18 protein-coding genes and 1 pseudogene are annotated in these 25,403 nt (G+C 66.1%); 9 read left to right on the plus strand and 10 right to left on the minus strand.

Annotation, left to right across the window (positions count from 1 at the left end):
- Positions 1-12: 12 nt before the first annotated feature.
- From JMT67_RS09420 to JMT67_RS09440, 5 genes are read left to right on the plus strand one after another with little or no spacing between them, the layout of a single operon-like run.
- Positions 13-1,617: a cbb3-type cytochrome c oxidase subunit I gene (locus JMT67_RS09420; protein WP_201463312.1), complete on the plus strand. Its 1,605-nt coding sequence runs from the start codon at positions 13-15 to the stop codon at positions 1,615-1,617.
- Positions 1,614-2,234 carry a cbb3-type cytochrome c oxidase subunit II gene (locus JMT67_RS09425; RefSeq protein ID WP_035305693.1) on the plus strand — a complete coding sequence of 207 codons (621 nt, stop codon included), beginning with the start codon at positions 1,614-1,616 and terminating at the stop codon, positions 2,232-2,234. Before JMT67_RS09420 ends, JMT67_RS09425 begins: the two co-directional genes overlap by 4 nt.
- Complete coding sequence (locus JMT67_RS09430; RefSeq protein ID WP_052004686.1) at positions 2,231-3,463, plus strand: c-type cytochrome; 1,233 nt, start codon at positions 2,231-2,233, stop codon at positions 3,461-3,463. The genes JMT67_RS09425 and JMT67_RS09430 overlap by 4 nt, the downstream gene beginning before the upstream one ends.
- A 2-nt stretch (positions 3,464-3,465) precedes the next feature.
- Complete coding sequence (locus JMT67_RS09435) at positions 3,466-4,491, plus strand: c-type cytochrome (protein ID WP_052004688.1); 1,026 nt, start codon at positions 3,466-3,468, stop codon at positions 4,489-4,491.
- Positions 4,488-6,590 carry a heavy metal translocating P-type ATPase gene (locus tag JMT67_RS09440; protein ID WP_035305696.1) on the plus strand — a complete coding sequence of 701 codons (2,103 nt, stop codon included), beginning with the start codon at positions 4,488-4,490 and terminating at the stop codon, positions 6,588-6,590. The genes JMT67_RS09435 and JMT67_RS09440 overlap by 4 nt, the downstream gene beginning before the upstream one ends.
- Positions 6,591-7,119: 529 nt before the next feature.
- Here the strand turns inward: JMT67_RS09440 and JMT67_RS09445 are convergent.
- The 3 genes from JMT67_RS09445 to JMT67_RS09455 form a co-directional block, all read right to left on the minus strand.
- Positions 7,120-7,941 carry a hypothetical protein gene (locus tag JMT67_RS09445; protein WP_201463313.1) on the minus strand — a complete coding sequence of 274 codons (822 nt, stop codon included), beginning with the start codon at positions 7,939-7,941 and terminating at the stop codon, positions 7,120-7,122.
- A 248-nt stretch (positions 7,942-8,189) separates the two neighbouring features.
- Complete coding sequence (locus JMT67_RS16255) at positions 8,190-10,313, minus strand: hypothetical protein (RefSeq protein WP_233455848.1); 2,124 nt, start codon at positions 10,311-10,313, stop codon at positions 8,190-8,192.
- 198 nt (positions 10,314-10,511) lie between these two features.
- A complete protein-coding gene (locus tag JMT67_RS09455) occupies positions 10,512-11,354 on the minus strand; it encodes a hypothetical protein (RefSeq protein ID WP_201463314.1) in 843 nt (280 codons plus the stop codon).
- Between the two features lie 322 nt (positions 11,355-11,676).
- Between JMT67_RS09455 and JMT67_RS09460 the strand changes: the two genes are divergently transcribed.
- The gene (locus tag JMT67_RS09460; protein ID WP_201463315.1) at positions 11,677-12,279 is read left to right on the plus strand and encodes a GntR family transcriptional regulator; all 603 of its coding nucleotides are present in this window, start codon (positions 11,677-11,679) and stop codon (positions 12,277-12,279) included.
- Between the two features lie 5 nt (positions 12,280-12,284).
- On the opposite strand, the gene JMT67_RS09465 is transcribed toward JMT67_RS09460, so the two are convergent.
- The gene (locus JMT67_RS09465) at positions 12,285-12,935 is read right to left on the minus strand and encodes a GntR family transcriptional regulator (RefSeq protein WP_201463316.1); all 651 of its coding nucleotides are present in this window, start codon (positions 12,933-12,935) and stop codon (positions 12,285-12,287) included.
- Between the two features lie 270 nt (positions 12,936-13,205).
- Between JMT67_RS09465 and JMT67_RS09470 the strand changes: the two genes are divergently transcribed.
- The 3 genes from JMT67_RS09470 to JMT67_RS16260 all read left to right on the plus strand — a co-directional run bounded on the left by JMT67_RS09470 (position 13,206) and on the right by JMT67_RS16260 (position 16,659).
- Positions 13,206-13,670: a hypothetical protein gene (locus JMT67_RS09470; RefSeq protein ID WP_201463317.1), complete on the plus strand. Its 465-nt coding sequence runs from the start codon at positions 13,206-13,208 to the stop codon at positions 13,668-13,670.
- Positions 13,671-14,320: 650 nt separating this feature from the next.
- Positions 14,321-15,001 (plus strand): lasso peptide biosynthesis B2 protein, encoded by a 681-nt coding sequence (locus JMT67_RS09475; protein WP_201463318.1) that lies wholly within the window; start codon positions 14,321-14,323, stop codon positions 14,999-15,001.
- Positions 15,001-16,659, plus strand: coding sequence for an asparagine synthase-related protein (locus JMT67_RS16260; protein ID WP_233455849.1), 1,659 nt, complete (start codon positions 15,001-15,003; stop codon positions 16,657-16,659). The genes JMT67_RS09475 and JMT67_RS16260 overlap by 1 nt, the downstream gene beginning before the upstream one ends.
- 28 nt (positions 16,660-16,687) lie before the next feature.
- On the opposite strand, the pseudogene JMT67_RS16480 reads toward JMT67_RS16260, so the two are convergent.
- The 6 genes and pseudogenes from JMT67_RS16480 to JMT67_RS09505 all read right to left on the minus strand — a co-directional run.
- A pseudogene (locus JMT67_RS16480) lies at positions 16,688-19,075 on the minus strand (alpha/beta hydrolase family protein); the annotation flags it as partial.
- Between the two features lie 9 nt (positions 19,076-19,084).
- A complete protein-coding gene (locus tag JMT67_RS09485) occupies positions 19,085-22,039 on the minus strand; it encodes a TonB-dependent receptor (protein ID WP_201463320.1) in 2,955 nt (984 codons plus the stop codon).
- An 82-nt stretch (positions 22,040-22,121) separates the two neighbouring features.
- Positions 22,122-23,114 carry a FecR family protein gene (locus JMT67_RS09490; protein ID WP_201463321.1) on the minus strand — a complete coding sequence of 331 codons (993 nt, stop codon included), beginning with the start codon at positions 23,112-23,114 and terminating at the stop codon, positions 22,122-22,124.
- 15 nt (positions 23,115-23,129) lie between these two features.
- Positions 23,130-23,687, minus strand: coding sequence for an RNA polymerase sigma factor (locus JMT67_RS09495; protein WP_201463322.1), 558 nt, complete (start codon positions 23,685-23,687; stop codon positions 23,130-23,132).
- Positions 23,688-23,896: 209 nt separating this feature from the next.
- Positions 23,897-24,286 (minus strand): MAPEG family protein, encoded by a 390-nt coding sequence (locus JMT67_RS09500; RefSeq protein ID WP_201463323.1) that lies wholly within the window; start codon positions 24,284-24,286, stop codon positions 23,897-23,899.
- Positions 24,287-24,408: 122 nt separating this feature from the next.
- Positions 24,409-25,335 (minus strand): HEPN domain-containing protein, encoded by a 927-nt coding sequence (locus JMT67_RS09505; protein WP_201463324.1) that lies wholly within the window; start codon positions 25,333-25,335, stop codon positions 24,409-24,411.
- Between the last annotated feature and the right edge of the window lie 68 nt (positions 25,336-25,403).

Genomic DNA, 25,403 nt, shown 5'->3' on the forward strand with positions numbered 1-25,403 from the left:
AGTCCTCGCCCCATGTCGCTGACCATCGGCCTCCTGCTGGCGCTCAGCTTCCTCGTGTCCTTGCTGGCCCTCGCCTTTCTGATCTGGGCGGTGACGAATCGGCAGCTCCAACTACACCAGGGCCAGGCCTACACCGTCTTCACGCCCGGCGAGGCGGGCACGCCCGACGATGCGACGATGGCCGGCGAGGACACCCAGTCCGTCGGGCCGCATCACTATGACACCGAGCGCGAGGGCATCGATGCGGTCTCGCGCCGCCCCGTGATGATCCTGATCGGCAGCGGCATCACCTGGCTGGTCATCGGCTCCATTTTCGGCCTGATGGCCTCGCTGAAGCTGCACTGGCCGGACTGGCTGACGGACGTCGCGCCGCTGACCTTTGGCCGGGTCCGCACGCTTCATCTGAATCTCGTGATCTATGGCTGGCTGTCGATGACCGGCATCGGCGTGGCGCTCTGGATCGCCCCGCGCATCTTTCATACGGAGCTGCGACATCCCCGACTGCCTGTGATCGGGGCCGTGCTCTGGAACATCGCCGTGGCCTGCGGCGCTCTGGCGATCGCCTCGGGCTGGACGGATGGCGAGGAATGGCTGGAGATCCCCTGGCAGATCGATGGGCTGTTGGCCCTGGCCGGGGCCTTCTTCGTCTGGCCGCTTCTCCACACAGCACTACGGCGCAACGTGGACCACATCTATGTGACCGGTTGGTACTATCTCGGGGCGCTGTGCTGGTTCCCCATTCTGTTCTTCATCGCCAATCTGCCGGGCATCCATTCGGGCGTGCAGGAGGCGACGGTCAACTGGTGGTTCGCCCACAATGTCCTGGGGCTCTGGCTGACCCCGCTGGGCGTTGGCGCGGCCTATTATTTCATTCCCAAGATCATCGGCAAACCCATCTACTCCTACAGCCTGTCGCTGCTCGGCTTCTGGGCGCTCGCCTTGTTCTACAGTCAGGTCGGCATCCACCATCTGATCGGCGGTCCGGTGCCGACCTGGGTGGTGACCCTGTCGATCGTCCACAGTGTGATGATGTTCGTTCCGGTGATCGCCGTGGCCATCAACCAGCACGTCACGGTCGCCCGCAACCTGTGGGCCTTCAAGGCCTCGGTCCCTCTGCGGTTCATCTCGCTGGGGGCGGTCATGTATACCCTGGCGTCCTTCCAGGGGTCGATCGAAGCCTTGCGCACGATCAATACCGTGACCCACTTCACCCAATACACGGTCGGGCACGCCCATCTCGGCGCCTATGGTTTTGTGTCCTTCATACTGTTCGGCGCGGTCTACCACATGGGCCCGCGACTGACGGGACGGCAGTGGCCCGAACCGGCCCTGATCAAGGCCCATTTCTGGCTCGTGGTCATCGGCTTCGCCATCTACTTCTTCGCCCTGACCATCGGCGGCGTGCTGCAGGGTCTGGCCATGCTGGACGCGACGCGCCCCTTCGCCGACAGCGTCACCGTCCTGGCGCCCTATCTTGAGGCCCGGTCTGTCGGCGGCGGGCTGATGACCCTGGGTCACCTCATCTTCGCGGGCCATTTCATAGCCCTGCTGGCCAAGGGCCGCGCGCCCCAGGCCGGGGCCGTCCCCACCGACACCGTTCCGGCGACCACAGCATGAACCGCGTCATTCCTCTGGGCGTCCTCGCCCTCGCCATCCTGGCCTTCGCCACCCTGATGCTGGTCATCCTTCCCGGCATCCAGATCCGCGAGCAAGCGCCCACGCCGGGTCTGCTGCCCTACACGGAGGCGGAGCTTCGGGGACGGGCGGCCTATGTCTCCGAAGGCTGCGTCTATTGTCACAGCCAGCAGCCCCGCGCCCTGGACCAGGCGCCGGACAGCGAACGCGGCTGGGGCCGGGCCGCGGTGGCCTCCGACTATTTCTACGACCAGCCCCATCAACTGGGCACCATGCGCACCGGGCCGGATCTCCAGAATGTGGGCGCGCGACTGCCGAGCGAAGCCTGGCACATGACCCACCTCTATCAGCCGCGCGCGATCTACGACTGGAGCATCATGCCGGCCTATCCTTATCTGTTCGAGGTCAAGGACAAGGCGGCGCCGGGCGACGTTGTCGTTGCGCTGCCGGAACGCTATGCGCCCAAGGGCAAGGTCGTCGTGGCCAGACCGCAGGCGCGCGACCTCGTGGCCTATCTGCGCAGCCTGGACCGGACCTTCCCTGCCCCGCCCACGGCCGTCCGCGACGACGGATACAGCGAAAAGGGCGAGCCGAAATGATCCGCAAAAGGCCGCCTGACGCCCCTCGGCCCCGCGAACCGGACGAGGCCTTCGAACCCTACGAGGAATTCCGGCGCATTCCGCTGCCGGTCTACTGGATCGCCATCGCCCTGGCGATCTGGGGCGCGGTCACCTTGTGGGACAACGCCCAGGCGGTCAGCGTCGGGCGAGAAGAACGCGCCGAGCAGATCGAGGACATCCCCGCCCTCGCCTTGAACAGCGGCGCTCAGGTCTTCGAGGCGCGGTGTTCGACCTGCCATCAGCCCAACGCCGTGGGCGTGCGCAGCGCCATCCCGCCGCTGGCGGGATCCCGGTTCGTCGCCGCCGATCCGGCCGTCATCGTGCAGATCCTGCTGCATGGGATCGACGGCCCGATCGATGTCGGCGGCAAGGTCTTCGACGGCCATATGCCGAGCTTCGCAAGCGTGCTGTCCGACGCCCAATTGGCGCGGGTCGCCACCCATGTCCGCCAGACCTGGGGCGGCGATGACCAAGAGATCACGCCCGCCTTCGTGACGGCGCAGCGCGACCGCTTCCCCGGCCGCGGGGCCTGGCGCGGAGGCGAGGAGCTGGCTCGGGTCGTCGATCCCGGATTGGCGCCTCAACCTCCGGTCGGACCTGTCCGGATCTTCAGTTTCGACGATCCTGGCGTGATGCGTCTGGTCACAGAGGGCCGAGGCGAAGCCTGGGCCTGCGCCTCCTGTCACGGCGCCGCCGGCGAGGGCGGCGCCAACGTGCCCCGACTGGCAGGTCTGCCCGAGGGTTACATCGTCAAACAGCTGCAGGACTATGTCTCGGGCCGCCGTCGCAATGAGACCATGCAGACCGTCGCCGGCGCCCTGAGCGACGCCGACCGACGCGGCCTCGCGCGATACTATTCGGCCCTGCGCACGCCCTCCACAGCGCGGCCGGAGCTTGGCGGCGGACTGAAGCGTGGCGAGCAGCTGGCGCTGTATGGCGACTGGTCCAAGAACCTTCCCGCCTGTTTCAGTTGCCATGGCCCCTCGGGCTTCGGCGTGGCGCCGAACTTCCCCTCCCTGGCGGCCCAGCATCCCGCCTATACGGCCTCGCAGCTGGCCGCTTGGGTCGGGGGGCAGCGCGACAACTCTGACGTCCAGCTGATGAACGAGGTCGCACGCAATCTGTCCGACGCGGACCGACGCGCGATCGCCGACTATCTGGCGACCCTTCCGCCGGTGCCGGCCGCTTCCGATGATGAAAGGCGATGACCATGGATGACGACGCTCCGCCTCCCGCACCGCAGGATCGGCCCGCCAAGGGCCGGTTCGCCCGTGACGTGATCTATGCCGTCGGCGGCGGCTTCGCCCTGTTCGCCATCGCCGCCTACGCCTTTGACGCGGGCTGGCTGCGGGATCGCAAGGCTGGCGAGGCCGACGGCGACAGGAACGTCCACGCAGCCCTGTTCCAGCCGCCGCCGGACAGCGCCATCCCCGACGGGCCGGAAGGCGATGCGATCCGGCGCGGCCAGGCGATCTTCATGAACACCTCGGCCAATGCCTCGGATTTTGTCGGCAACAATCTTTCGTGCTCGAACTGCCACCTCGACGGCGGTCGACGGGCCAACTCGGCGCCCATGTGGGCCGCCTGGACCGTCTATCCCAAATACCGTTCCAAGAATAAGCAGATCAACACCATGGAAGATCGGGTGAAGGGCTGTTTCACCTATTCGATGAACGCCCAGCATTCGCCGACCGGCGGCCCGCCGCCGGCCGGTCACGACGTCTACAAGGACCTGCAAATCTATATGCACTGGCTCGCCACCGGAGCCCCGACGGGCCAAGACTTGGAGGGCGCCGGCTATCCGGAGCTTGAAAAGACCGCGGCGGGTTACGACCCGGCGCGCGGGAGCCGGGTCTACGCCGCCAACTGCGCGACCTGCCATGGTGCGGACGGCCAGGGGCAGTACGACCTGAATGGACGGCCGGTCTTCCCGGCGCTCTGGGGCCCGCGGTCCTATAACTGGGGCGCCGGCATGGCGCGGGTGAACACCGCCGCCGGCTTCATCAAGGCCAATATGCCGCTCGGCCAGAGCGATCGTCTCACAGACCAGCAGGCCTGGGACGTCGCCGCCTTCATCAACAGCCACGAGCGCCCCAAGGATCCCCGCCAGACCGGGACAGTGCAGGAGACGGCCCAAAAGAACCACAGCGGCGAGGAGACGTTTTACGGGCGCACCTACCAGGGCCGTCTGATCGGGGTGGGCACGCCTGAACCGGCCGCTCGCGCCCGGCCTTGAGCGCAGACCCCCGCCAGCAGCTGTTCGCCGTGGACGGCCTCTTCTGCGGCGGGTGCGCGCGCGGTCTAGAGCGTCGGCTTGGCGAAACCGACGGCGTCCTCCTGGCCCGGGTCCACCACCTTTCCGCCTCGGCCCTGGTGCGATGGGACACACAGCGCTGCGATACCGCTCATCTTCGCGCCGTCGTCCGTCAGGCCGGCTATCGCCTGATCGAGCGCGCCGACCCTCAGGATGCGGTGGACCGGTTCGACGGTCAAATCCGCCAGTTGACGCTCAGGCTCGCCGTGTCGGTGGCCTTCGGCATGTGGGCGATGGTCGCAGCGATCGTGATCTATGTGACTCCGAGCCTCGGCGCGAACCTCGGCTGGAGGCTGGCTATCGCCAGCGGTCTGCTGGCCTCGCCGGTGCTTCTCTATGGCGGTTGGGACATCGGCCGCATGGCGATCCGATCCCTGCGTCTCCGCGCGCCCGGGCTCGACCTCCTGGTCACGCTCGGCGTTCTGGGCGCCGTGGCGGCCTCGCTCGTTCATCTAGGGGCCGGCGATCGCCACGTCTACTTCGACACGGCGGTCATGCTGATCACCCTGCTGCTGACCGGACGTCTGATCGAGACCCATATCCGCCGCAGGGCCGCCCAGGGCGTGGTGGCGATGGGCCGTTTGTTCGACGACACGGCCCTGGTCTGGCGGGAGGCGGACGGCTGGCAGGCGGCGCCCAGCGCCAGCCTCCGTCTTGGCGATCTCGTGCGGATCCCTGCCGGCGCCGTAGCGACCGTCGATGGCCTGATCTTGACCGGTAAGAGCCGCCTGAACTCGGCCGTGCTGAACGGCGAATCCGCGCCGCGCGCCATCACTCCGGGAGACCGCATCAGCGCGGGGGCCGTCAATCTCGACCGGATGATCGAAGTCTCGGTTGATCGCGAAGCCGGAGATCGCGACGTGGATCGGATGGGGGGACGGGTGGCCCTAGAACTGGCGACGCGCGGCGGTGACGAGGACCGGATCGCGCGCCTGGCCGGCACGCTGACCCAGGGCCTGATCCTGGCGGCCGTCCTGGTGACGGCAGCGACGCTGGCGGTTATGGCCGACGGGGGCGAGGCGGTGATGCGCGGCCTGGTCGTGCTCCTGGCGGCCTGCCCCTGCGCCCTGGCCCTGGCCGCGCCCCTGGCGCAGGCGCGGCTCTCGGCCAAGGCCGCCGGGCACGGTCTGCGGTTTTCCGATCCCGGCGTCGTCGATCGCATGGCCGGGCTGCGCACCGCCTTTCTGGACAAGACCGGGACCCTGACCCTGGGCCGCCTCGAGGTGGTCGCCGTCGACCCCTGCCCCGGCTGGTCTGTGGCGCAGGTGCTGGACCTGGCGGCGCGTGCGGAGACCGGCATCGCCCATCCCCTTGCGCAGGCCGTCGTCGCCGCCGCGTCGATCGGCGACGCGGTCGTCGTCGGCGGTCAACGCCTGGATCGCGGCGCCGAGACGACGCTGGCGGACGGAACCCACGTCCATGTCGGCGGCGTCGCTAGTTTGCAGGGAGAAACCCGTCTTCGGGTCACCGTGGATGGTCTCGCGGTCGGCGACCTTCTGCTCGCCGATGCGCTGGACCCCAGCGCCGCCGACGGTGTGGCGCAGCTCAAACGGCGAGGATTGCGGGTCGCCATGGCCACCGGCGACGCCGACGGGCCGGCCCTGGCGGTCGCGCAGCGGATCGGCCTGGACGCCGCTGCGGTCCACTGGGGCTGCACCCCCGCCGACAAGGCCGACAGGATCAGGAACACGAGAGGACCTGTGCTCTTCGTCGGCGACGGCGTGAACGACGCCCCCGCCCTGACCGCCGCCGCCTGCGGGGTCTCGGTGGCCCGGGCGCATCCGGCCGCCGCGGCCACGGCGGCGATCGTCATCCTCGAAGGGGGTCTTGAACAGGTCGACGTGGCGCTAAGCCTGGCCGCCGAGACACGCCGCAAAATCCGCCAGAATGTCGTCCTCGCCCTCGCCTACAACATCATCGTCCTGCCCCTGGCGGCTTTGGGCCTGCTTTCTCCCTTGGGGGCCGCAATCGCCATGACCGCGAGTTCCCTGCTGGTGCTGCTGAATGCGTTGCGAGATTGACCGACGGGGCAGTCCGGGGGCCATCCGCCCTCGGCGCCGGACGAACACCGACACCTCATGTCTTGCGTTGAGCGCCGGTTTCGACCCAGCACGGCTGTGGGATTTCGATAGAGGGCCTTTCGCGCGGGCGCTCGGACGACGGGGAACGTCCGGCGATCCTCAGATCTGGAGCCAAGAGACGCCAATGGCTCGGCAGCGATCGCGGGGAAGATGTTGAGCGGAGCACGCTTGTTTCTAGCCCGCCGCTACGAACGATCTGATGGCGATTGCCATGGAGTTCCGCTCAGCAGCCTGCGCCAAAAGTCCGTTCTGCGAATTGGGCGCCCTAAGTCTGATCCGCACGATCCCATCCGCGCATGATGACCCCCTACTCGACGTCAAGATATGCTGATCGCGCATGCCGTCATCCTCCCGCCGAGCGCAGTCAGGAGGATGTGCCCCGGCTTCTTCGGCGCAGCGGTCAGATTCGCTCCGCCGAAAAGACATATATTCATAGGGCGTCACCCGTGGTTGTCTCGATCTGCGCCGGTTAGGGCGCCGCCTGTCGAGGCGCGACCAGCTTAGGGAAGTAGGGCGGCGGCTTGCAGGGCGCGCCGGCGATCAGCGGATGCACCTTGGCGAGTTTCACACCGAGGCATTGCGTTACGAAATCGCCCGCGTCATAGGCCCCTGGCGCGCCTTCAAATGACTGGTGGTGATAGACGGCGTTTCGCGCATCCCGGATGCGGTCGAGCCAAGTCACCGCGAGTTGCTTCGGAACCATTTGCCCCTTGAAGACGAACTTGGGCGCGAAGAGCGACCAGTGGTCCTCAATCAGGAAGACGAGGTGTCCGAAGTCGCAGGCTGTCAGGAGCTCGTTCCCGGTGCGAAAGCTGGTGACCGCGACCTTCTTGTCGATCAGGGACTGCAGGATTCGCCCCATTCGGTAGGGAATCTCGCGGTTGACGTCGACGTTGCCGATGCGCGTCACCGACCGGGGATCCCACGCGCTCGACATCAGCCCTTTGAGTACAGGGTTCCACCAACCTTGGATGCCGTAGTGGGTCTCCAGCTCGACGGCGAGGCTCGCGCGCAGGGCGGTCTCGACCGTGTGGAACATCGGGAACATCTGAGCGTGCTCAGCGACCTTGCGATTGTAGATTCGGTAGATCGCGTCGCGGATATCGCCCTCAGCCGGTTCTTCCGGCAGCTTCTTTTTCGCGGTCGCCGCGATCTCCTGGATGGCGCCGCTCAAAAGCTGCGAGCTGACGACCGACAGGTCCGTTCGGAGACGGTCGATTACGGCTTGGTCGGGTCGCTGCGGCAGGGCGTCGATGAGGGCGTTCAGGGATTCTGTGATAGACTTGGTCACGCGCCGACGCCCCCGCTCCAGCCCGGCGCATTGACGAACCGGGAAACAAACCTCATATTCACGGCACTCCAGCCACGTCGTTCCGTGGGTTCGTTACCAGCCGCAAGGCTGGCGTGGAATGAGTCTAAACAGACTTCCAAGGGCCGCCGCGAGGCGGCCCTTCTACTTTGGGCCTCGATCCGAGCGGTCAGGCCGTCGCCTTCCACCTCGTGCGTCGAGACCGGATCGGTCACGGCTCCACCAAGGGTTCAAGTCTTGAGCGAGAGCTGCAGCTTGTCCTGATAGACCCTGATGCGCTTTTTCGCCCTGGCGACGACGTCGTCGTAGAAGAGGATTTCGGAATAGGTCTCGCCCAGTTGTCGCCTGGCCACCGGGTCGCGGAGCTCACCTGAGGAAAACCAGCCCGTGCCGGTCGGAAACTGGGTCCAGGTCTCGCCGAGCCGCAGCGGGTTGAGCGTGTCGCCGATCAGATAGCAGTAGAAACGGTTGAGCTTGCCGCCGGACTTGGCCGCAAGGAGATGGGCGTACTCCCGCAGGTCGCCGGTGTGATCGTCCATCGACACGCCAGGCGCCTTGAACTCGACAATGATCGCCGACCCCTCCTTGCTGAAGAGCGCGATATCGGGGCGTTTCGCGGCATGGTCATTGGAACGCTCGACCAACAGCTTGGCGAACTCGCGATCGATATCGTCCTCGAAGACGGTCTCGTCCCCCTCCCAGACGATACTGGCCAGCGGAACATCCGACGCGATGTAGTCGTAGTACTGGTAATCCTCGCTCAGCAGCCAGATGTCGTGATCGGTGACGTCGGTGCTGTCCCGCCGCATCGGGAAGAAAATGCTGTGAATGATCCGTTCGTCCTTGCGGCGGACACCATCCGCCAACGACTGCATGGCGAGGTTCTTGCCGCAGGCCAGGGCGAGAATTTCCACGATGGCGGCGCGGCGAACGACGAGCTGGGACAGGTTCGCCATGTCGAAATTCTTGAGCGACGAGGTGTACTTCCAGGCCAGCTGGTTGATTTTCGCGCGGAACTCCTCGGAATCCGGTTCGGCGCGGATGATCTCCTCCTTCAGGTCGAAGATTTCCGCCGTCTCCTCAATGACCCGCTCCTGGTACTTCTTGAGCACGCGCTCGACCACCGACTGCGCCGGCTCGCCGTAGACGATGCGCGTCGAGGTGTCGGCCAACATGGCTTCGCTCACACCAAACTGATCGGTGAGTTCCTTGATCACGACCTCCTTCGTCCAATCCGCCGGAACGACCATCTCCTCGATCACCGGATCGATGGCGGCATGGATGTCGGCGTAAGAGAGGGGATCCGAGGCGAAGAGGTCCGCCGTCGGGATTTCGGCGGGAATGTCGTCGAAGCCGTCGCGCTGTTCGTTTACCCGTTGGTCGAGGAAGTCGCTCTCCACGAGGACGATGTGGTGAAAGCCGCCGACGGGGTTGTTCTGCTCGGTCTTCGTACGGAGGTAGTAGCCGGTGATGTCTTGCACCGGAGAGGATTTGGCGCAGAAGGCGATCGCATTCCTGGGCAGGCCGAACTCGGCGGCGTCCAGCTGATAATGCGAGAGCCGGAAGGTCTGATGGACCCCGGTCCCCTCGCCCGTCGACGGATTCCGCTCCTCGACCTCTACCGACCGCGTCGCGGTCACTTTCGGAAGATCGGCCCGCTTCAGCACTTCTGTGTTGGCGTCGCCGTCGCCATGGCGGGTCACAAAGGCGATGCCGAAATCCCCCAGGCGTTCATCCAGCCCGACGAGACGCTGGAGGAAGGCCATGAGCATCTGACGCTTCAGCGCTGCAGCGGAGAAGAGCGTGCTGGGGGCCGCCCCCGCGAAGCGCGGCCGCGCCGTCTCCTTGAAGGCGCCGAGCGACAGCGCCGTGCCGATATCCTTTTCCGCGCCGGGCGTTTCCGAGAAGTCCTCGAAATCGATCTGCTTGGTCGGCTCGGCGTAATCCATGCGTCGATGGATCGCCTCCCCGCCCCGCCTGAACGTGCTCTCGATCGAAAGCGAACCGAAGTAGTGGAAATACTGAATGCGCCCCGCGCCCTTGCACTTGCCGATCCCGGCGATATGCAGGTCGTCCTTGTATGATGTGTCCTTGGTGAGGAACGCCTTCAGCTGATCGTCGCCGAGCCCGCAACCGTTGTCGCGGCAGCGTACTGACATCACCTCGAGCTCACCGAACAGATCGCTCGTCCTGAACACCACGTCCACACGGACATCGAGCGCCGGCGCCGAAGGCTCGGCATCCTTTCGGATCAGGTAGGAGTCGATGGCATTCGAGATCAGTTCCTCGAACACAACATAGGGGTTCTTACTGAGCTTCGTATTCTTGATGCTGCCCCGGATATCGAGCGTCATAGTCGTGTCGGCCCGTCTTCGAGGTGTCGCCCTTCCCTCTCCAGACCAGCGGCTGCAGGGCAAGTCAAGGCGACTTCGTTCGCCTTGGAGGGCGTCCGCGACCGAACCTGACGCAAGCGAACCGCTCTGGTTGGCTCGCGCCTCAGGGGCGCCGAATGGACCTGCCCGGTTCGATCCCTACCGCCAAACCCGCGCCGCTCAGAAGGGCGACAGCGCCAGATCGACCTTCTCGACAACGGCTCGGAAGAGTTCGGCCGTTTCAGTCACATAGGCCTTGGTGAAGACCGTCAGCTTCTCGTTGTTCTTGTCGCGGCCGTTTCGATGGACGCAGTCGTGGCGATGCTGGATCGCGACGAACAGCTTCTCCCTCTGAGCCGTCTCCTTGAGGAGTTCGACCTCCAGGGCGATACGGTACAGCGTGTCGACCTTGGCGAGGTTGTGATAGCGAATGTCGGCCAGATAGGCGCCCACCCTGTCGCGGATCAGGCCGGGATTCTCCTGAATCTCCGCTAGGGTGAACCGCTCCTTGGCGAGTTCCTTGTCGCCGGCGAGGAGCCGTCCCAGACGCTTCTCATCGGCGAGCACCTCCTTGAGAAGGGTGTCGCCGAGGAAGGCTTCAAGTGCTGCGACGTGCTGGGAGAAGACCATCCGGTTGATCAGCGCGCCGCCATCGTCCGAGCCGTGGGCTTCGAGATAGGCCTGCGCCTGCTCGAACGACTCCACCCAGATCGAGAGCGGGTTTTCCGGAAGCGTGTAGTCCGACCAGTCCTCCTCGGGCGAGTAGAAGGCGACATCCGCAGAGACCGCTGTTCCAGGATGGTTGTTGAGTGTGACTGCGCAACTGCCCGCGTTGTTCACCACATAGGCCTCGAAGACGGCTTCGCAGTGCGGGCACTCTACCTCGGTCTCGCCTTCGGAATTCAGGTCCGACATGCTTTCGGCTGCGCTCCAGTCCGGCTCAGGCACCTCCGCGCTCGTGACCGCCAGGGCCTGGCAGTCCGGGCATGTGAACTGGATCTGCGTCTCGAAACACTGGGTCATGCGGGCGCGGTCCTCTTGAATGGGCGGGGGTCGGCATTGGGCCGACCGCGCGAACGCCAGATATCGCGGAACAGGACCGACTTCGCCCCCAAGTTGCTGTCTCTGGACAGACTATCACAGGACCGGAGTAGAACGACGCCCTCCGAAGCTCCCAATACGCAACAAGTTCGTTGATCGTCCGCAAAAAAATTGCGGGTTAAGCGCAATCTATTGGCGGTCAAAATATAACCTTGCATTGCATCAAATATATCTGCACTAATTTGTGTAATCGGATCGGCTCCCCCCCGTTTCCCGGTCCGCCCATTGTTCAGTCGAGGGCGTCATGCAGACTTCCGAACCACGAGACCCCTATGGAGCGGCTCTGGGTGCTCTAAAGCGGTTCGCCGAGGCGGGCCGGTTTGTCCCGGGCGAGCCGATCGTGGTGACGGAACTGGCGGCGGAGGTGGGACTGAGCGCCACCCCGGTCCGGGAAGCCCTGGCATGTCTCGCGGGACAAGGGCTCATCGAACGCAGACGCGGACGCGGCTACTTCTACCCGTCGCTGACCCCGGCCGAGATCATCGACCTGTTCGAACTTCAGCTCGCCTATCTCCACGCCGCGTTGACCCTCTACCCCCGCGGGCTCACACCTTTGCGCAAGGCGGCCGTTGCCGTCGATCCGCTCGACGGCGTTCAGGCCCTGTTCGACGCGATCATCAACCAGTCGACCAACGCCGCGCTCGTGCTGGCCCATCAACGTGTCGTCGATCGGCTCAAGGCCGTTCTCAAGGCCGAGCGAGCCCATGAAGACACTGACGGCGCGACCGTAAGGACCATGATGGAGGTGATCGTCGACGGGCGGATCCCGGCGCTCCTGGGTCTGCTGGAATCCTATCACGAGCGCCGCTGCTCACGGGCAACGATCCTGGTGATCGAGGCCGCCTGATCCCCTCACTCCGTCCCACTTCGCGCCACCTCTTCCCGGGGCCGGACGCCGGCGAAGACCAGAGCGGCCAGTGCACCAGCCGCCCCGATGCGCCGGTCATGGTAGCGCCCGACAGAAGCAGCGAAGGCGGGCGCGACCTCCTCGTTGTAGGCGGTGTAGAGCCCCCTCGCCTCGTCACAGAGATCGTCAAACAGGGTCGCCTCATGGCGGCGCACCAGATCGAGCTGCCCACTCACCTTCTGAAATCCGTCCCACAGGACCTGATTGCCGGCGCTGCAGACGATGGTCGCGAACAACCGGTTGACGGCCGCTATGGGACGACCGTGTTCGTAAGCGGGTGCCGGCGGGCGCACGGCTCCGAGGGCGCGCAGGTTCACCTCGACGGCGATGCGGACGTAGTGGCCATGCATCGCCCAACGGTCACGGGCTGCGGTGGCGTCCAGCCGCAGGGTGACATAGCCGCCGGACGAGGCCCGTTCCACCAAGCCTTCTCCGCTCAGTCGGGCCAGGGCCTCGCGGATCGGCGTCGTCGACAGGCGCAATCTCTGGGCCTCGTCCTGGACGATGACCGGCGAGCCGCCGGCCAAGGTTCCCGAATGGATACGCTCACGCAACGACGACAACGCCTGGGTGAACGGGTCGCGGTTACGCGCCATGTTCAGATTCCGGTCTTTTCGAAGCCCCCGCCGGCTCCCGATCGTCCGCCCACGCATCGTTCCCCATACAGGCGAGTTCGTCTGCGAAAATCTTCGTCGGGAAGCCCGCCACGGGATTGCAAATCGCCCGCCGTTTTCTTGCGGGATGGCCCGCTCGCTTCGAAATCATCCAAAAAAGTCGCACACGCCTGCATTGATCCGACACAACGAACACAGCACCTTTGGTGGTGAAAGGTCGAATTGCCGATGCCTCCCGATCCACCAGAAAAGTTGAGTGATGCACGGCTGATCGGTCTGGCGGCGCGGGCGGTCCGCCGTGCCCGGAACATGACGGCGCAGCAGGTGGCGACCGCCATGAACCTGCCGCTACGGACCTATGAGTATTTCGAGGCGGGCACGGGGCGGGGGAACCTCGACTACGTCCACCCGGTCGCCGTCGCCACGAACTGCGACCCGTGGGCGCTCCTGCTTGGGCCGCCGCCCGGGGCGACCGAGTTCGCGCGTCAGACCGCCGACAGCAAGCTGATGCTGATCTTCCTGATCGCCCTGGGCGAGTTCGTCAGGACGATGGGAGACCGGCTGCTGACCCTCGATCCCCGCGCCCTGATCGAGGCCTTCACCGAGACCTTCCGTAAGCTGGAAGAGGAAAACCGGGCCAAGAGCGAGGAGACCGAGTCCTGGCTGGATGCTGGCCGCGACCGGCTGGCGGGAAAGCCGCCGGAAGATGAGGACTGAGCCGCAGCAGTTGAAATACACGACAGATATAGATTGCCGGTTGGAGCCGTCGCGCCCCTCATGAAGCGTCGCAATTCCGCGACCTCGAGTAGGGAGACTGACCATGACCACCCGTTCGAAGATCCGGCTGATCGCCTTCGGCCCGGCGTCGATCCTGACGCGCGGCGCTGAAAAGGGGACCATCCCCGAGAACGACGTCGGCGTTTACCCGGCGCAAGCCTGAACGCCACGGCGGACGCGATCCGTCGCGTCCGCCTCCATCTCGGCTTTCGGCATGTCGCCGGTCGTGCCTGCACGACGCCGGAGGTCGGGTCCCTGGCGACTCCCCGCAAACGCGCCTCGGCGCATCCCCCAGGAGACTACGATGACCCAACTGAAGCTTCGCCTGCTGTCCTTCGGCGCCGCCGGCGTCCTGACCCGCGGAACCGACATGGGCACCCTGCCGGAGAACGACTTCGGCGTGTGGCGTCCCCTCGCCTGAACGTCTTCATGAGCGGCGGCCGAAGCCGGTCGCCGCTCCCTCTTCGCCCTGCTTCAGCCGATCAACAAGCCTTGTCCCAGACCTCCTCAGTCTCCTCAACAGGCAGCTCGTCGCGACCGCCGTCCAGCGTGCGCCCGAAGTGCAATGGCGCTACTGGTCCGAGGCGCCGGTGACCGATCACGCGCCGCATGAAATCGCTTCATCCGCGACCCTGCCCGTCGAAAGCCGCCCGCTCACCGTTGGGGTTCACATCGCACCGGTCGAAGCCGACCTCATCATCCTCGACCTGCGCTCGGACACCTACGCCTGCTTGCCTCACGCGGCGCCTGCACTTCGCGTCATCGGCCCGAACGTCGAGGCCGATCTCGGGCTGCTGGGGCTCCTGACCGAGGCCGGCCTCGTCGACGGCGCATCACGTCGTCCCGGCATCACGCCGCCACCGCCTCCCGTCCGCCCGTTCAGAACCAGATCAGGGCTGTCGTCGATTCCGGCGGCGGCGCACCTGTTCGTCGCCGCCAGCAGGGCGCGACGTCTGGGGCCCAACCCGCCCATCCAGGCCCTGATCAATGCGCTGCCTCGCAGACCAGTCGGGCGTGTCGATACCACGAGGGTGGCGGCGGTGACCGCCGCCTTCGCCCGCCTGATGCCTTGGGTGCCCGGTCAGGGAGCCTGCCTTCACAGAGCCTTCCTGCTTCTGTTCATGCTCCGGTGCGCAGGCGCCGACGCCGTCTGGGTGTTCGGCGTCCGTACCTGGCCTTTCAGCGCCCACTGCTGGCTGCAGTTGGGAGACGCCGTACTGGATGACGATCCGGAGCGGGTGTCGCGGTACACCCCGATCATGGCGGTCTGATGCGGGGCTTTCTGACCTTCAGCTGGACTCCAGACGACCCCGAAGCGGTTCGCGCCGCCAGAACCCTGAAATCGGCGGCGCTCGAGGACGGCTGGACCGAGTTCGAGATGCGGGGGGCGTGCTGGGTCGGCGTGCGTGGCCCCAACCCGCCCAGGGCTTACAGCCCCCGCACGGGGACCTTGATCATCGGCGAGGTCTTCACCCACCCGGACGCGGTCTCGGGCGGGGCGGACGGCGAGACCGACGAGGCCTTCGCCGCCTGGTACAGCCGCAACCGCTGGGGCCGCTATGTCATCCTCTTCCGTGAACCGAGCGGCGCCATTACGCGGGTGTTCAGAGACCCTTCCGGAAGCCTCGCCGTTCATGGATGGCGGGCTCGCAGCGTCCAGGTCCTGACCTCTGAGGTCTCCGACGCCGTCATCGCCGCCGCGCCACCGGAGGCCGGGTTCGACTGGGATCGCGTTCGCGCGCTGGCGGAACGCCCGTTCGACCTCGGAGGTCCGCCTCCGCTTACCGGCATCACGACCGTCGAACCCGGCTGTCTCGCCGAAATCGACGGCCCGTCCTTGCCGCTCTGGTCGCCGGAGACCATCGCGCGAACGCCGACGCGCCGCGCGGCGGATGCACGCCGGAACCTTCGCCAGACCCTCGATCTCTGCGTATCCGCCCTGGCCGGACGCCGGGCGATCGGCATCGAGATTTCCGGTGGTCTGGACTCCGCGATCGTCGGCGGAGCGCTCAAGGCGCTGGGGCGCCCCGTCGCCTTTGCACTGAACACCCGAGGCTCCCACGCCGAAACGGACGAGCGACAATACGCGCAGGAGGTGGCTGAGAGGCTGGGGGTCGATCTCACCTGCCGCAAGCGTGGCCCGGTCGCCTATTCGGCCGAACTGTTCGAGGCGACGGCAGGGGATCCCTGGCCAAGCCAGAACGGTCGCGATCTTGGAAATGACCTCCTCGTCGCGGCGACCTGCCGAGAAGCAGGCATCGAAACCTTGCTGACGGGCAAGGGCGGAGACGCGCTGTTTTTCCAGATGCACACGCCGTTGGCCTTTGCGGACCTGTGGTGGCGCCGTCCGCTGCGCTCGCTGGCGTCCGGCCAGCTGCCTGGCGTGGCGCGATGGACCCGGAGCTCGACCTGGTCGCTGATCCGGACGGCGCGAGCGAGCCAGCGCGACGCCGCCGACGATCTGCCGCCCGGCAAGCGGATGCAGATCGCCGCGATCGCCAGCGGTCTCGCCTATTACTCGACCTGCCGACGCTCCGGGGCGATCGACATGATCCACCCCCTCATGGCTCAGCCGCTCATCGAATGGAGCCTGCGGACGCCCGTGCCCCATCTTGTGCCCAACGGACGAGAGCGCGGGCTCGCGCGCGACGCCTTTGCGGACCGGGTGCCGGCCTCGATCACAAGCCGTCAGGGCAAGGGCGACTACGCCGCCTATTTCAATCAGCAGGCGGCGGAGAACCTCCCCTTCCTGAGGGGCTATCTTCTTGAGGGACGGCTGGCGGCGGAGCACGTCATCGATCGCTCCGTCATGGAAGCTCGGCTGGATGAAGATGCGCTTCGCTGGCAGGGAGGCGCGTCGGAAATCCTTGCGGCGGTGTCTCTGGAGGCCTGGGTTCGTCGTTGGGAAGGGCGACGACAGGGGGCATGAGCCGTGACGGCGGCACACCGATCGTCCGCCCGAACCAGGCGTCGATGCGCGCCCAGAGATCCCGCACCGTACCCGGGCTGTAGAACAGGTGCTGCTCGCCCCAGTAGGTGACGATCTGGGCGTCCTTGTTCTGCCGCCAGAGCGCCGTGAAGACCGCCTCGGCCTCGTTGATCCCGACAAAATCGAACTCGCCGTGGATCAGAAGAACCGGCGAAATGATCCGATCCGCGTGAAAGAGCGGACTGTTGTCGATGTAGGCTTCAGGGGCCCTCCAGGGCGGGGCGCCGATTCCGCCCTGGCCGGCCTCACTCCAGCCGGCGTTTCGGCGCAACATCATTAAACCGAACTCAGGGTTCTGCCGCAGGTAGCTGCCGAAGCCGCCCCACCCCGCCGCCAGATTGGCCGTCGTGGACATGATGACATAGCTGCGAATTCGCTGCGTCTCGGTGGCCAGCACAAGACCCGCGTACCCCCCGAAACTGTGGCCGATGTAGCCGACCCGACTGCCGTCGAGTTCAGGATACTGGCCCAAGGCGGCGTCCAGGGTCGCGACGATCCGCTCGGTCAGATGGGCCGCGGGACCATCACCACTCGTGGGCGGCAAGGCGGGCGTCAGAACCGCATAGCCCAGTCCGGCGAGGAGTTGCACATTGGTCATCGTGTAGAACTCGGCGGGATTGCCTCCCGGACGCACATTCGCCCCGGGATAGGCGACGATGATCAGAGGCGTCCCGGGCAAGAGACCGCCGGGCGGGCTGTAGAGCCAGCTCTCCCCATACCCTTCCGGAGCCCCCGGCGTTCTCACAGGCAGCGGCCTGGCGAACTCGATCTTTGCATAGGCCTCGTTCACCTGAGCGATCGGCGTGGGTTCAGTCCCGTGCTGGAGGAGCCGCAAGGTCTCCACTCCGTTCTCGACGACGACATCGATCAAGACAGTCTCTCCGGCCGCATTCAGAGCGGGAGAGGCCTCGCGCGAGATCTCCTGCATCGGTCCGGCGGGGCTCATCCGCAGGACGTCGCCGTCCGAGGTTCGGCCGAACGTCCAGTCCCGCGAGGGCGGTGTGTTGAGCCGTCGGCGGGGCGAGGCCCAATGAGTCAGGGTCGTCATGCTGGATAGGCGTTCCGTCGCGGGGACGCGGGTGGCCTCTCCGTTCTGGTCGATGGACCAGAGCGCCCCATCGGAGAAGGTCAGGAAGCGGTCCGCCGACACGGCTTCGAGGCCGCCTGGGGCCGAGGGCAGGTCTCGGGTGAGGTTGACCGGATGCTCCCCTGCGCGGCGCCAGTCCAGACGAGAATCACCGGCGCCGCGCCCCAGGATGACCGCGTCGTCCCCGAGCCAGGCCGCGCGAACGGTCAGGAAGCTGGAGTCCCGGGTCTGGCCGACATCGGGCTCGACGCCGCCCAGATCGAGCGGCGCGACCTCGCCCCGTCCCGGCGCAATCGCGAGGAGGCGACCGGCGGAGGCCCGCATGGATCGCGCCCTGTCCCAAACCAGAAGCCGGTCGTTCACGGACCAGCCGAGCAGGCCGCTCGCGATGTTGCAGTCCCCGCAAGGACGCCAGGTCCCGCCCGTCTCCAGATCCAGCACCGTCAGACGGCGGGTCTCGGCCTGATCGGAGGGCCGCAGCGGCGCGTCCGGATCGACGGGCTCCGGGGCGCCGCGATCCACAACGGCGAGCCAACGCCCGCTGCGCGCAAGCGCCATGTCCAGGGTTTGCCCCTCATGGACGAGCCTGCGCTCGCCGGACGCCAGGTCGATCCTCCAGATCCTCAACCTGGCGGCGGAAGCGACGGGTTCGGCCAAGGCGCCCGCACCCCAGACGGTCGATGAAACACCGCCCTGCCCCGTCGCCGCCCGCCAGTCCCGACTATTCCGCGCCCCGGTCGCGAGCGCCCCGATCTCATAGGGGAGATCACCGTCGATCCTCGCGGTGAGGAGCAGCTCGTCGTCTGTTCGCCAGAGCGTCGTCTCTCCCTTGATCGGCGGCTCCGCGCCGAGGCCCAGCCACCTGACGAATCCGGACGCGAGCTCGACGACGCCGGTCTCCCAGCGGTCGTTCTGAAGGCGATGCACGACGAGACGACGTCCATTAGGAGAGAACTCTCCCATGACGACGCCGCGTCGATCCGCTTCGCCAAGGAGAGGTCTTGGATTGGCGGGATCGCTGCGATCGGCGACCCAGACCTCACTCGTCGTCCACCGTCCGAAGTAGCCGAGATCGAACCTGTCGGCGGCGGCGTGAGGCCCCTGCCTCTCGAACAGGATGCGCCGCTCGTCAGGAGAGACCCGGACCGCGCCGAAGCTCTCGTTTTGCATCAGGTGATCGACCGTAAATGGATCGGCGACCACCGGGGTCGCCACGGACGCCAGCGCAAGCGCCAGCATCCGCGGCAAAAGCCGCTGCCTTGCGATCATGGCCGAGGCTCACCAGCGCTTCGTCAGCTGCAGTGAGACGACACGGCCGAGGATTGTCGCATTGGCCGGGTCGAAGCCGAAGCCCTGCGGGTTGTTGTAGAACGGCGGATCCTCGTCGAAGAGATTCTGCGCGCTGAGGGCGACATCAACGCCGTCGAGGCCGAAGCGACCCGATGGCGACCAGCGGAGTTGGGCGTCGACCGTGGTCCAGGACGCGACCTTCGCGTTCGTCAGAGTGCGGTAATCGTCGACATAGTTCACGCCGATCCGCCCGCCCCAGTCGTCGAACGACCACCGCGCGGCCGCCTGCAGGCGGAGGTCCGCAGGATAGCCGACGAGATCGACCAGCTGCTCGCGCGGCGCCACAGGGGTGAGCTTTCGGCTGTACTCCAGAACGTAGCTCCCGCCGGCGTCCAGCTCGATGCGATGCCGGCCCAGGTCGAAACCGTATCCGGCGTTGAAATCGACGCCGCGCGTCCGCAGCTCCCCTGTGTTCGCCCAACGACCGTCGAGGATGACCCTGAAGTTCGCCGCCGGGTACTGGCCTGGCTGGAGATAGAAGGGGCTCGACAGATAGCTCTGGACGAGGGCCAGATCGGCAGGGCTGGACCCGGGATTCACGAAGGTGAGGAACGGCGTCAGCGAGGGATTGCTCAGCACCGTGGTGAGGTTGCTGGACGCCGGTCGGCCGATCCGGTCATCGAACAGGATGTCGAAATAGTTGGCCCCGAACCGCAAGCCATTCGGGCGGCGGACCTCGAAGCCGACCGTCAGGCTTTCGGCCTCCTCGGGCTGGAGCTCTGTGTTCCCGCCGAGATGGATCAGCGTCAGCTGACTGCCCGTCGGCGAGGCCAGGTTGGCGGCGCCGATCTGCACCCGCTCGTACAGCTCCGTGAGCGCCGGCGCCCGGAAGGAGGTGCCCCAGCTGGCTCGTGTCGTCAGACCGTCGAAAGGCTCCCAGATCAGGCCGACCTTAGGGTTCGTCGTCGATCCGAAATCGCTGTAGTCCTCCGTCCGCGCAGCCACGCTCAGCTCGAGTCGGCGGATGCCCGGAAGCGTGAAGTCGCCGCCCACGAGCGGCGCGCGCACCTCGAAGAAGGCCGCCTGGATTTCTCGCGTTCGGAAGGTGAGCGCGCTCTCGCTGGGCGTCACCCCGGATCGGAAGGCCGCGCTTCTATTGCGCAGTGTCTCGCGGCGATAGTTGGCCCCCGCCGCGAGTTTCAGCGATCCTCCCGGCAGCTCCATCAGGACCCCGTCGACCACCGCATTGACCGTCTCGACCCGGTTGCGGGCCCAGTCGCGGTCAAAGCCTTGGCTGATGAAATCCAGAACGGCGGCGTTGTTGGCGGACCCTGATCCGAACAGGTTCAGATAGCCGTCCCGAGACGCGCTGAACGGAGTCGCGGGGTTGTCGGCGACAGAGCCGAGGGCCTCGTTCAGGAAGGTCGTGTTGATCTGGTTTTCCTGGGCCCCATAGTTCATCTCCTCGGCCCAGGAGCCGTAGACGTCGAGCGACCATGAGCCGCCGAGACCCACGTCGGCGCCCAGCGTCGTGGCGAGGCTGCGCGAGCGGCCGGAGCGCAGGGTCGGCCCAAGTTCTCGTCCGAAATCGTAGGCGATGAGATGAGAGGTCGATCCGTTCGGAGAGACGAAGTGCGGGTTGGCCGCCGTCACCGTATAGAGACCGCCGCCCGACAGACTGGCGTATTCGTAGGAGCGGTCGCTCCAGCGAAGGTCTCCGGAGAGCTCGACCCGGGAGCCGAGTTCCTGGCGAAATCGCGCATAGGCGGTCTGGCGCTCCTGGTTGGGCAGGAGATCCACGCCGTTGCGGCGATTGGAAAGATTGGCCTGACCCGCCGCAAAGTCGGCCGATGTCCGCGCGACGCCGTCCGCGCCGGGTCGGATGGCAAAGGCCGAGACATAGGCTCCGAGGCCCGCATCGAACCGCGCGATGTTCCCCGGAGCGCCATAGATGCTGCGGTAGTTGAGGCCGCCCCACGGGCGAAGATCTCCGGTCGCGGTGTAGGCGCGATCACCGGAGTTCAGCGCGCCGGCGTCCTGGTATTCATAGCTGATCAGGGCCGAGCCCGATGACCAGCTCGCGCCGATGAGGTGCGAGGCGGTGAAGTCTTCCGCGCCACCCTGCGCCGTCGCCACGCGCACCCGGCTTTCCTGGCCGTCGAACGACCGCCGCAGAATGACATTGACGACGCCGCCCACCGCGTCCGAACCGTACAGCGCGGACGCGCCGTCGAGCAGCACATCGACCCGTTCGAGTGCCGCGCCTGGAATGGCGGACAGGTCGGCGAACTCACCACGCGATCCCGTTCCGGCGATCCGGCGCCCGTTGACGAGGACGAGCGTCGAGTCCTCGCCCAGCCCCCGCAGATTGACCCCCGTCGACAGCGAACTGTTGCTGCCTTGGGTGTCGTTGAGGGTCAGCAACGTCCCAGGGGTCGCCGACCCGGCGTAGCTTTGCGGCAAGGTGGTCAGGACGTCTGCGATGCTGCCGGCGCCGCGCGCATCCAGGTCCCCGCGTGAGATCACGGTCACGGGCGACGGCGACTCTCCCGGACCGCGCAGAAGAGACCCCGTGACGATGATGTCGTCGATCTGCGTCGCGTCCGCCATCGCTGCCTGCTGGCTGCCGGCACGACGCAGGACGATCACCCCAGGCCGACTGCGAGACCAGACGACACCGCTCCCCGCGAGCAGGCGATCGAGCGCCGCGTCCGGCTCATGGCGGCCGCTCAGGCCAGGCGTGCGAAGGCCCGCGACGAGGTCGGCGGTGTAGAGCATCTGCACATCCGCCTGCCTGGCATAGGCGATCAGCGCCACGTCCAACGAACCGCCGGAAATGTTGAACTCGCGGGCCGTCTGGGCCTGTGCGTCAGTGGCGAAGGCCACGGCGGCGATAGGCACGAGCGCGACGCCGGCGAGCAGGCTTCGGGTGCAGATAGTCATGTGGTCAGTCCCCTCCGACGCAAGGGCGCGTCGAACAGGAGACGATGGGGCGTCACCTGATCTGAGTGGGGAGCCGAAATTTTTATCCGCCGACGGATCGCGCGGTGAGGCGAACGCCGCCGTCGGCCTGCGGCTGGGCGCTCAGATCGAAGAGATCCGAGACGGCCGCCACGAAGGCGTCACGGTCGCCCGTGGCGAAGGTTCCGTTGACCGCGACCTCTGATTCGGGGCCGGCGGCCAGAACGATCTTGTCCGGCAGGTAGCGATTGACCTCGGCGACGGCTTCGCGAAGAGGCGTGCCCTTGAAAACGAGATGACCCTGGGTCCAGCTCGTCTCGAGTATCGCGTCGACGGCGACCGGCGCAGGATCACGGCCTGCGGTATGTACCTGCTGTCCCGCCGCCAGCCGCCAGTTGCGGGTCTCGGCCTGAACATCGGTCACCGCGACCGATCCCTCGACAAGGGTCACACGCGCGCCCGTGGATTCCCGCCGGACATCGAAGACGGTGCCGAGGGCCGTGACCTCCGTCCCACCGGCTTCCACGCGGAAAGGCCGCGCGGCGTCATGCGCCACGGTGAACAGCGCCTGACCCTGTTCCAGCACGATACGACGTTCGCCCGAGGCGAAGCGGACCCGTATCCGTGTGTCCGTATCCAGCCTGACCTGTGTTCCGTCGTCGAGCGCGACGACCCGCTGACCACCGATCTCTGTCTCGTAAAGGCCTCGCGAGGGCAACCAGAGGACCAGCGCCAGAGCCACGGCAGCCACGGCAGCCACGGGGACGAGGACCGCAACGGCCGGGAAGAAGCGTCGCGGCCAGGCGCGTTTCGTCCCCGACCGCGAGGTCCGCAGCGTGGCTTGTGTCAGGTTCTGGATATCGCCATCCGATGAGAGGGATCCCGTGCTTCGCCAAAGTCGCTCGACCCTGTGATAGGCCTCTGCGTTGCCAGCAGTCTCGCGCCAGGTCTTGAAGGCATGGAGCGTGTCTGCGGACACGGGGCGTTCCCCGAGCCGGACATGCCACTCGGCCGCTTCACGGTCCGCAACGCCCGTCGCGCTTTGCGGGTCGCTCATGGCGTTCCCCATCGGCTACAGCCGCAACTGGGCTGCGCAGTACTCGAGCGCCTTGATCATCCGCCATTGCACGGTCGTCACGGGGATGTTCAGCCGCTCGCCTATCTCTTGATACTCCAGATGCGCGAAACGGCTCAAGACGAACACGTCGCGCAGGCGGGGCGGCATCGTCAGAATGATCTGCTTGAGAAGGACCATGTCGATCTGCGACGCGGGATCCACCAGCGGATTCGGATCCAGCTTGTCGCTGGAGGCCAGGGGCGCAGGCCCTCGCCGCCTTGCCCGGTCGATGACCAGGTTGTCGACGATCTTCAGGAGAAGCGCCTTGGGGTGTTCGATCAGGCCCTTGCGACTGTATGGCGCGGCCCGGATCCAGGCCTCCTGGACGAGGTCCTCGGTTTCGTCGCCGAAGCGCCGCCTCAACCGGGCCGTCAGCCAACCGGAATAGGCGCGATAGAGATCGTGAAGGCCGTGATCGGCCTCCTTGTCTCCCACACCTCCAATTCGATCCGACACGGGCTCGCCTCCAGATGATGAGGCGAGCCCGGCCGAAGCACCGGGTGTTGAGACCATGCTTGAGGCATGCGCCGACGCCTTTAGCCCCCAAGTCGTTGTCCGAGGGGCCTGGACATACGCGCCAGCCACACCGCTGCCGCGGAGCGAAGATGTAGAATGATCGTCTCAAGCGAGGTTCTCACGCCTCGGCGCCGCCCGAAGGCGACGCACTAAAAGCTTGAATCATGGCGACGGGGTTTGCAAGCGGGCCAGTTCGATCGGCATCGTCAGTGAATGAACAGAGCCGCCGTCAGAGCCAAGCCAAAGCAGTAAGTGCCGATCGCCCCTGCGGCCTTCGCCACGCTCATGCGTTCGAGGGTTGCGCTGGTCAGGAAGCCGGCGACCACCAGTACTCGGCTAAAAGTCGCTCCAACCATGGCGACCGCCGCCCAGGCGGGTGCATGGCCGAGTATCGGCAGGGCGAGGAAGAGCAGAGCAAGGAACGGCGCGAACTCCGCAGTGTTGCCGTGGGCGCGTGACAGCTTGGTTGTGAAGGACGTCGGCCCGACGACGCCGATGTAGAAATCTTTCGTGAAAGACCGCCGGATCGAGATCGCCAGCCCAAGGCCGAAAAGCAGGCACCCGAGTATGGCGGTGCAGATGAGGGCGACAACCATGGAACCTCCGAAGCCAGCGATGGGTCTCCGGTCTTCTGGATGGGACGCGGACCCCTGGATTGTCAGATCTGATCCCTAATTGGCCGCGGTCTAGGCTTCTGGCCTCAGGTCGGTGCGCGGGCTCAGCCGCCATCTGCGGCCTTTAGAGACAGGATCCGTTCCTGGCAGGTCTCGGCCACGACATCGCGCAAGCGACGGGCGCTCTCCGCGAGAGCATCGAGGTCCTCGACAGTCACGTCGTACTGGTCTGAGTACCGCGCCTCCACGTAGGCGCGCTTGAGGGTTTCGAACCGGCGCTTATCGATGCGCTGCTCGCGGGGCCAAGCCTCGATCAAGCGCTTGTCGACATCCTCCGCAAGGGAGCGGAGGAACTTGATGTTGTGAGAGCGCGGGAAATAGAAGGTGTGAACGAGCAAGAAGCAGATGTAAGCGCGCTCCGCAGCCTGATGGAGGGAGAAGGCCGCGTCTCGACGCCAACCGATTACTCCCCCCTTTTTTATCTGATCGGCAGCGGTCTCAAGCGCCCTCGTGATGCTATCCGACCACTGACCTAGATAACGTTCAGCCATCTCGACGGCGTCGCGCGGCGTCATTGGCTTGGGCACAGCGAGCGGATGGCCGGGTAGCTCGTAAAGCATGACGCCGTCCCGGACGATGTCGGTCCAGAAGTATTCGCCGCGCCCAAGGGCCTGGTTCACCTCCGCGAGGTCGTGAACGATTATGTTGACGATGCGGCCGACGGAGGGGTCGTGGAGGATCTTGTTCTCCGCCTCCCACCAGTAGTCGGCGATGTCGGTCAGCTTCGGGTGGCTGACGATGACCAACAGATCGAAGTCCGAGAGGTAGCCGTTGTCCGGCTCGTCCACCCAGTCGGTGCGAGCGTAGCTTCCGAACAGGATGATCTTTAGGACCTTCCCGCCCTTGCGCCAGTCCGACGTGCCCCCCGCGCCCTTGCGAAGAGCAGCCTCGAACTCTGTCAGTAAGGTCGTGCGGACTTGCGCAAGCTCTTGCTGCTGAAGGTCTGGAAGATGATCAAGCGTCGTTTTCATTGATGCGAGTCTAACCGGAAATCGCACCGCTGATCGACAGGTTTCCAGTTCTGCATCAAGACTCCCGG

It is taken from the genome of Brevundimonas aurantiaca, assembly GCF_904830995.1.
GTDB classification, from domain to species: Bacteria; Pseudomonadota; Alphaproteobacteria; order Caulobacterales; family Caulobacteraceae; genus Brevundimonas; species Brevundimonas aurantiaca.

What these genes read in the sequence shown, in the direction of transcription:
- JMT67_RS09430 (WP_052004686.1), top strand. Translation starts at nt 2,231, where the DNA reads ATGATCCGCAAAAGGCCGCCTGACGCCCCTCGGCCCCGCGAACCGGAC.
- JMT67_RS09425 (WP_035305693.1), top strand. Translation starts at nt 1,614, where the DNA reads ATGAACCGCGTCATTCCTCTGGGCGTCCTCGCCCTCGCCATCCTGGCC.
- JMT67_RS16255 (WP_233455848.1), bottom strand. Translation starts at nt 10,313, where the DNA reads ATGACGCTCGATATCCGGGGCAGCATCAAGAATACGAAGCTCAGTAAG.
- JMT67_RS09490 (WP_201463321.1), bottom strand. Translation starts at nt 23,114, where the DNA reads ATGAGCGACCCGCAAAGCGCGACGGGCGTTGCGGACCGTGAAGCGGCC.
- JMT67_RS09500 (WP_201463323.1), bottom strand. Translation starts at nt 24,286, where the DNA reads ATGGTTGTCGCCCTCATCTGCACCGCCATACTCGGGTGCCTGCTTTTC.
- JMT67_RS16260 (WP_233455849.1), top strand. Translation starts at nt 15,001, where the DNA reads ATGCGGGGCTTTCTGACCTTCAGCTGGACTCCAGACGACCCCGAAGCG.
- JMT67_RS09435 (WP_052004688.1), top strand. Translation starts at nt 3,466, where the DNA reads ATGGATGACGACGCTCCGCCTCCCGCACCGCAGGATCGGCCCGCCAAG.
- JMT67_RS09495 (WP_201463322.1), bottom strand. Translation starts at nt 23,687, where the DNA reads ATGGTCTCAACACCCGGTGCTTCGGCCGGGCTCGCCTCATCATCTGGA.
- JMT67_RS09485 (WP_201463320.1), bottom strand. Translation starts at nt 22,039, where the DNA reads ATGACTATCTGCACCCGAAGCCTGCTCGCCGGCGTCGCGCTCGTGCCT.
- JMT67_RS09465 (WP_201463316.1), bottom strand. Translation starts at nt 12,935, where the DNA reads ATGGCGCGTAACCGCGACCCGTTCACCCAGGCGTTGTCGTCGTTGCGT.
- JMT67_RS09455 (WP_201463314.1), bottom strand. Translation starts at nt 11,354, where the DNA reads ATGACCCAGTGTTTCGAGACGCAGATCCAGTTCACATGCCCGGACTGC.
- JMT67_RS09420 (WP_201463312.1), top strand. Translation starts at nt 13, where the DNA reads ATGTCGCTGACCATCGGCCTCCTGCTGGCGCTCAGCTTCCTCGTGTCC.
- JMT67_RS09505 (WP_201463324.1), bottom strand. Translation starts at nt 25,335, where the DNA reads ATGAAAACGACGCTTGATCATCTTCCAGACCTTCAGCAGCAAGAGCTT.
- JMT67_RS09460 (WP_201463315.1), top strand. Translation starts at nt 11,677, where the DNA reads ATGCAGACTTCCGAACCACGAGACCCCTATGGAGCGGCTCTGGGTGCT.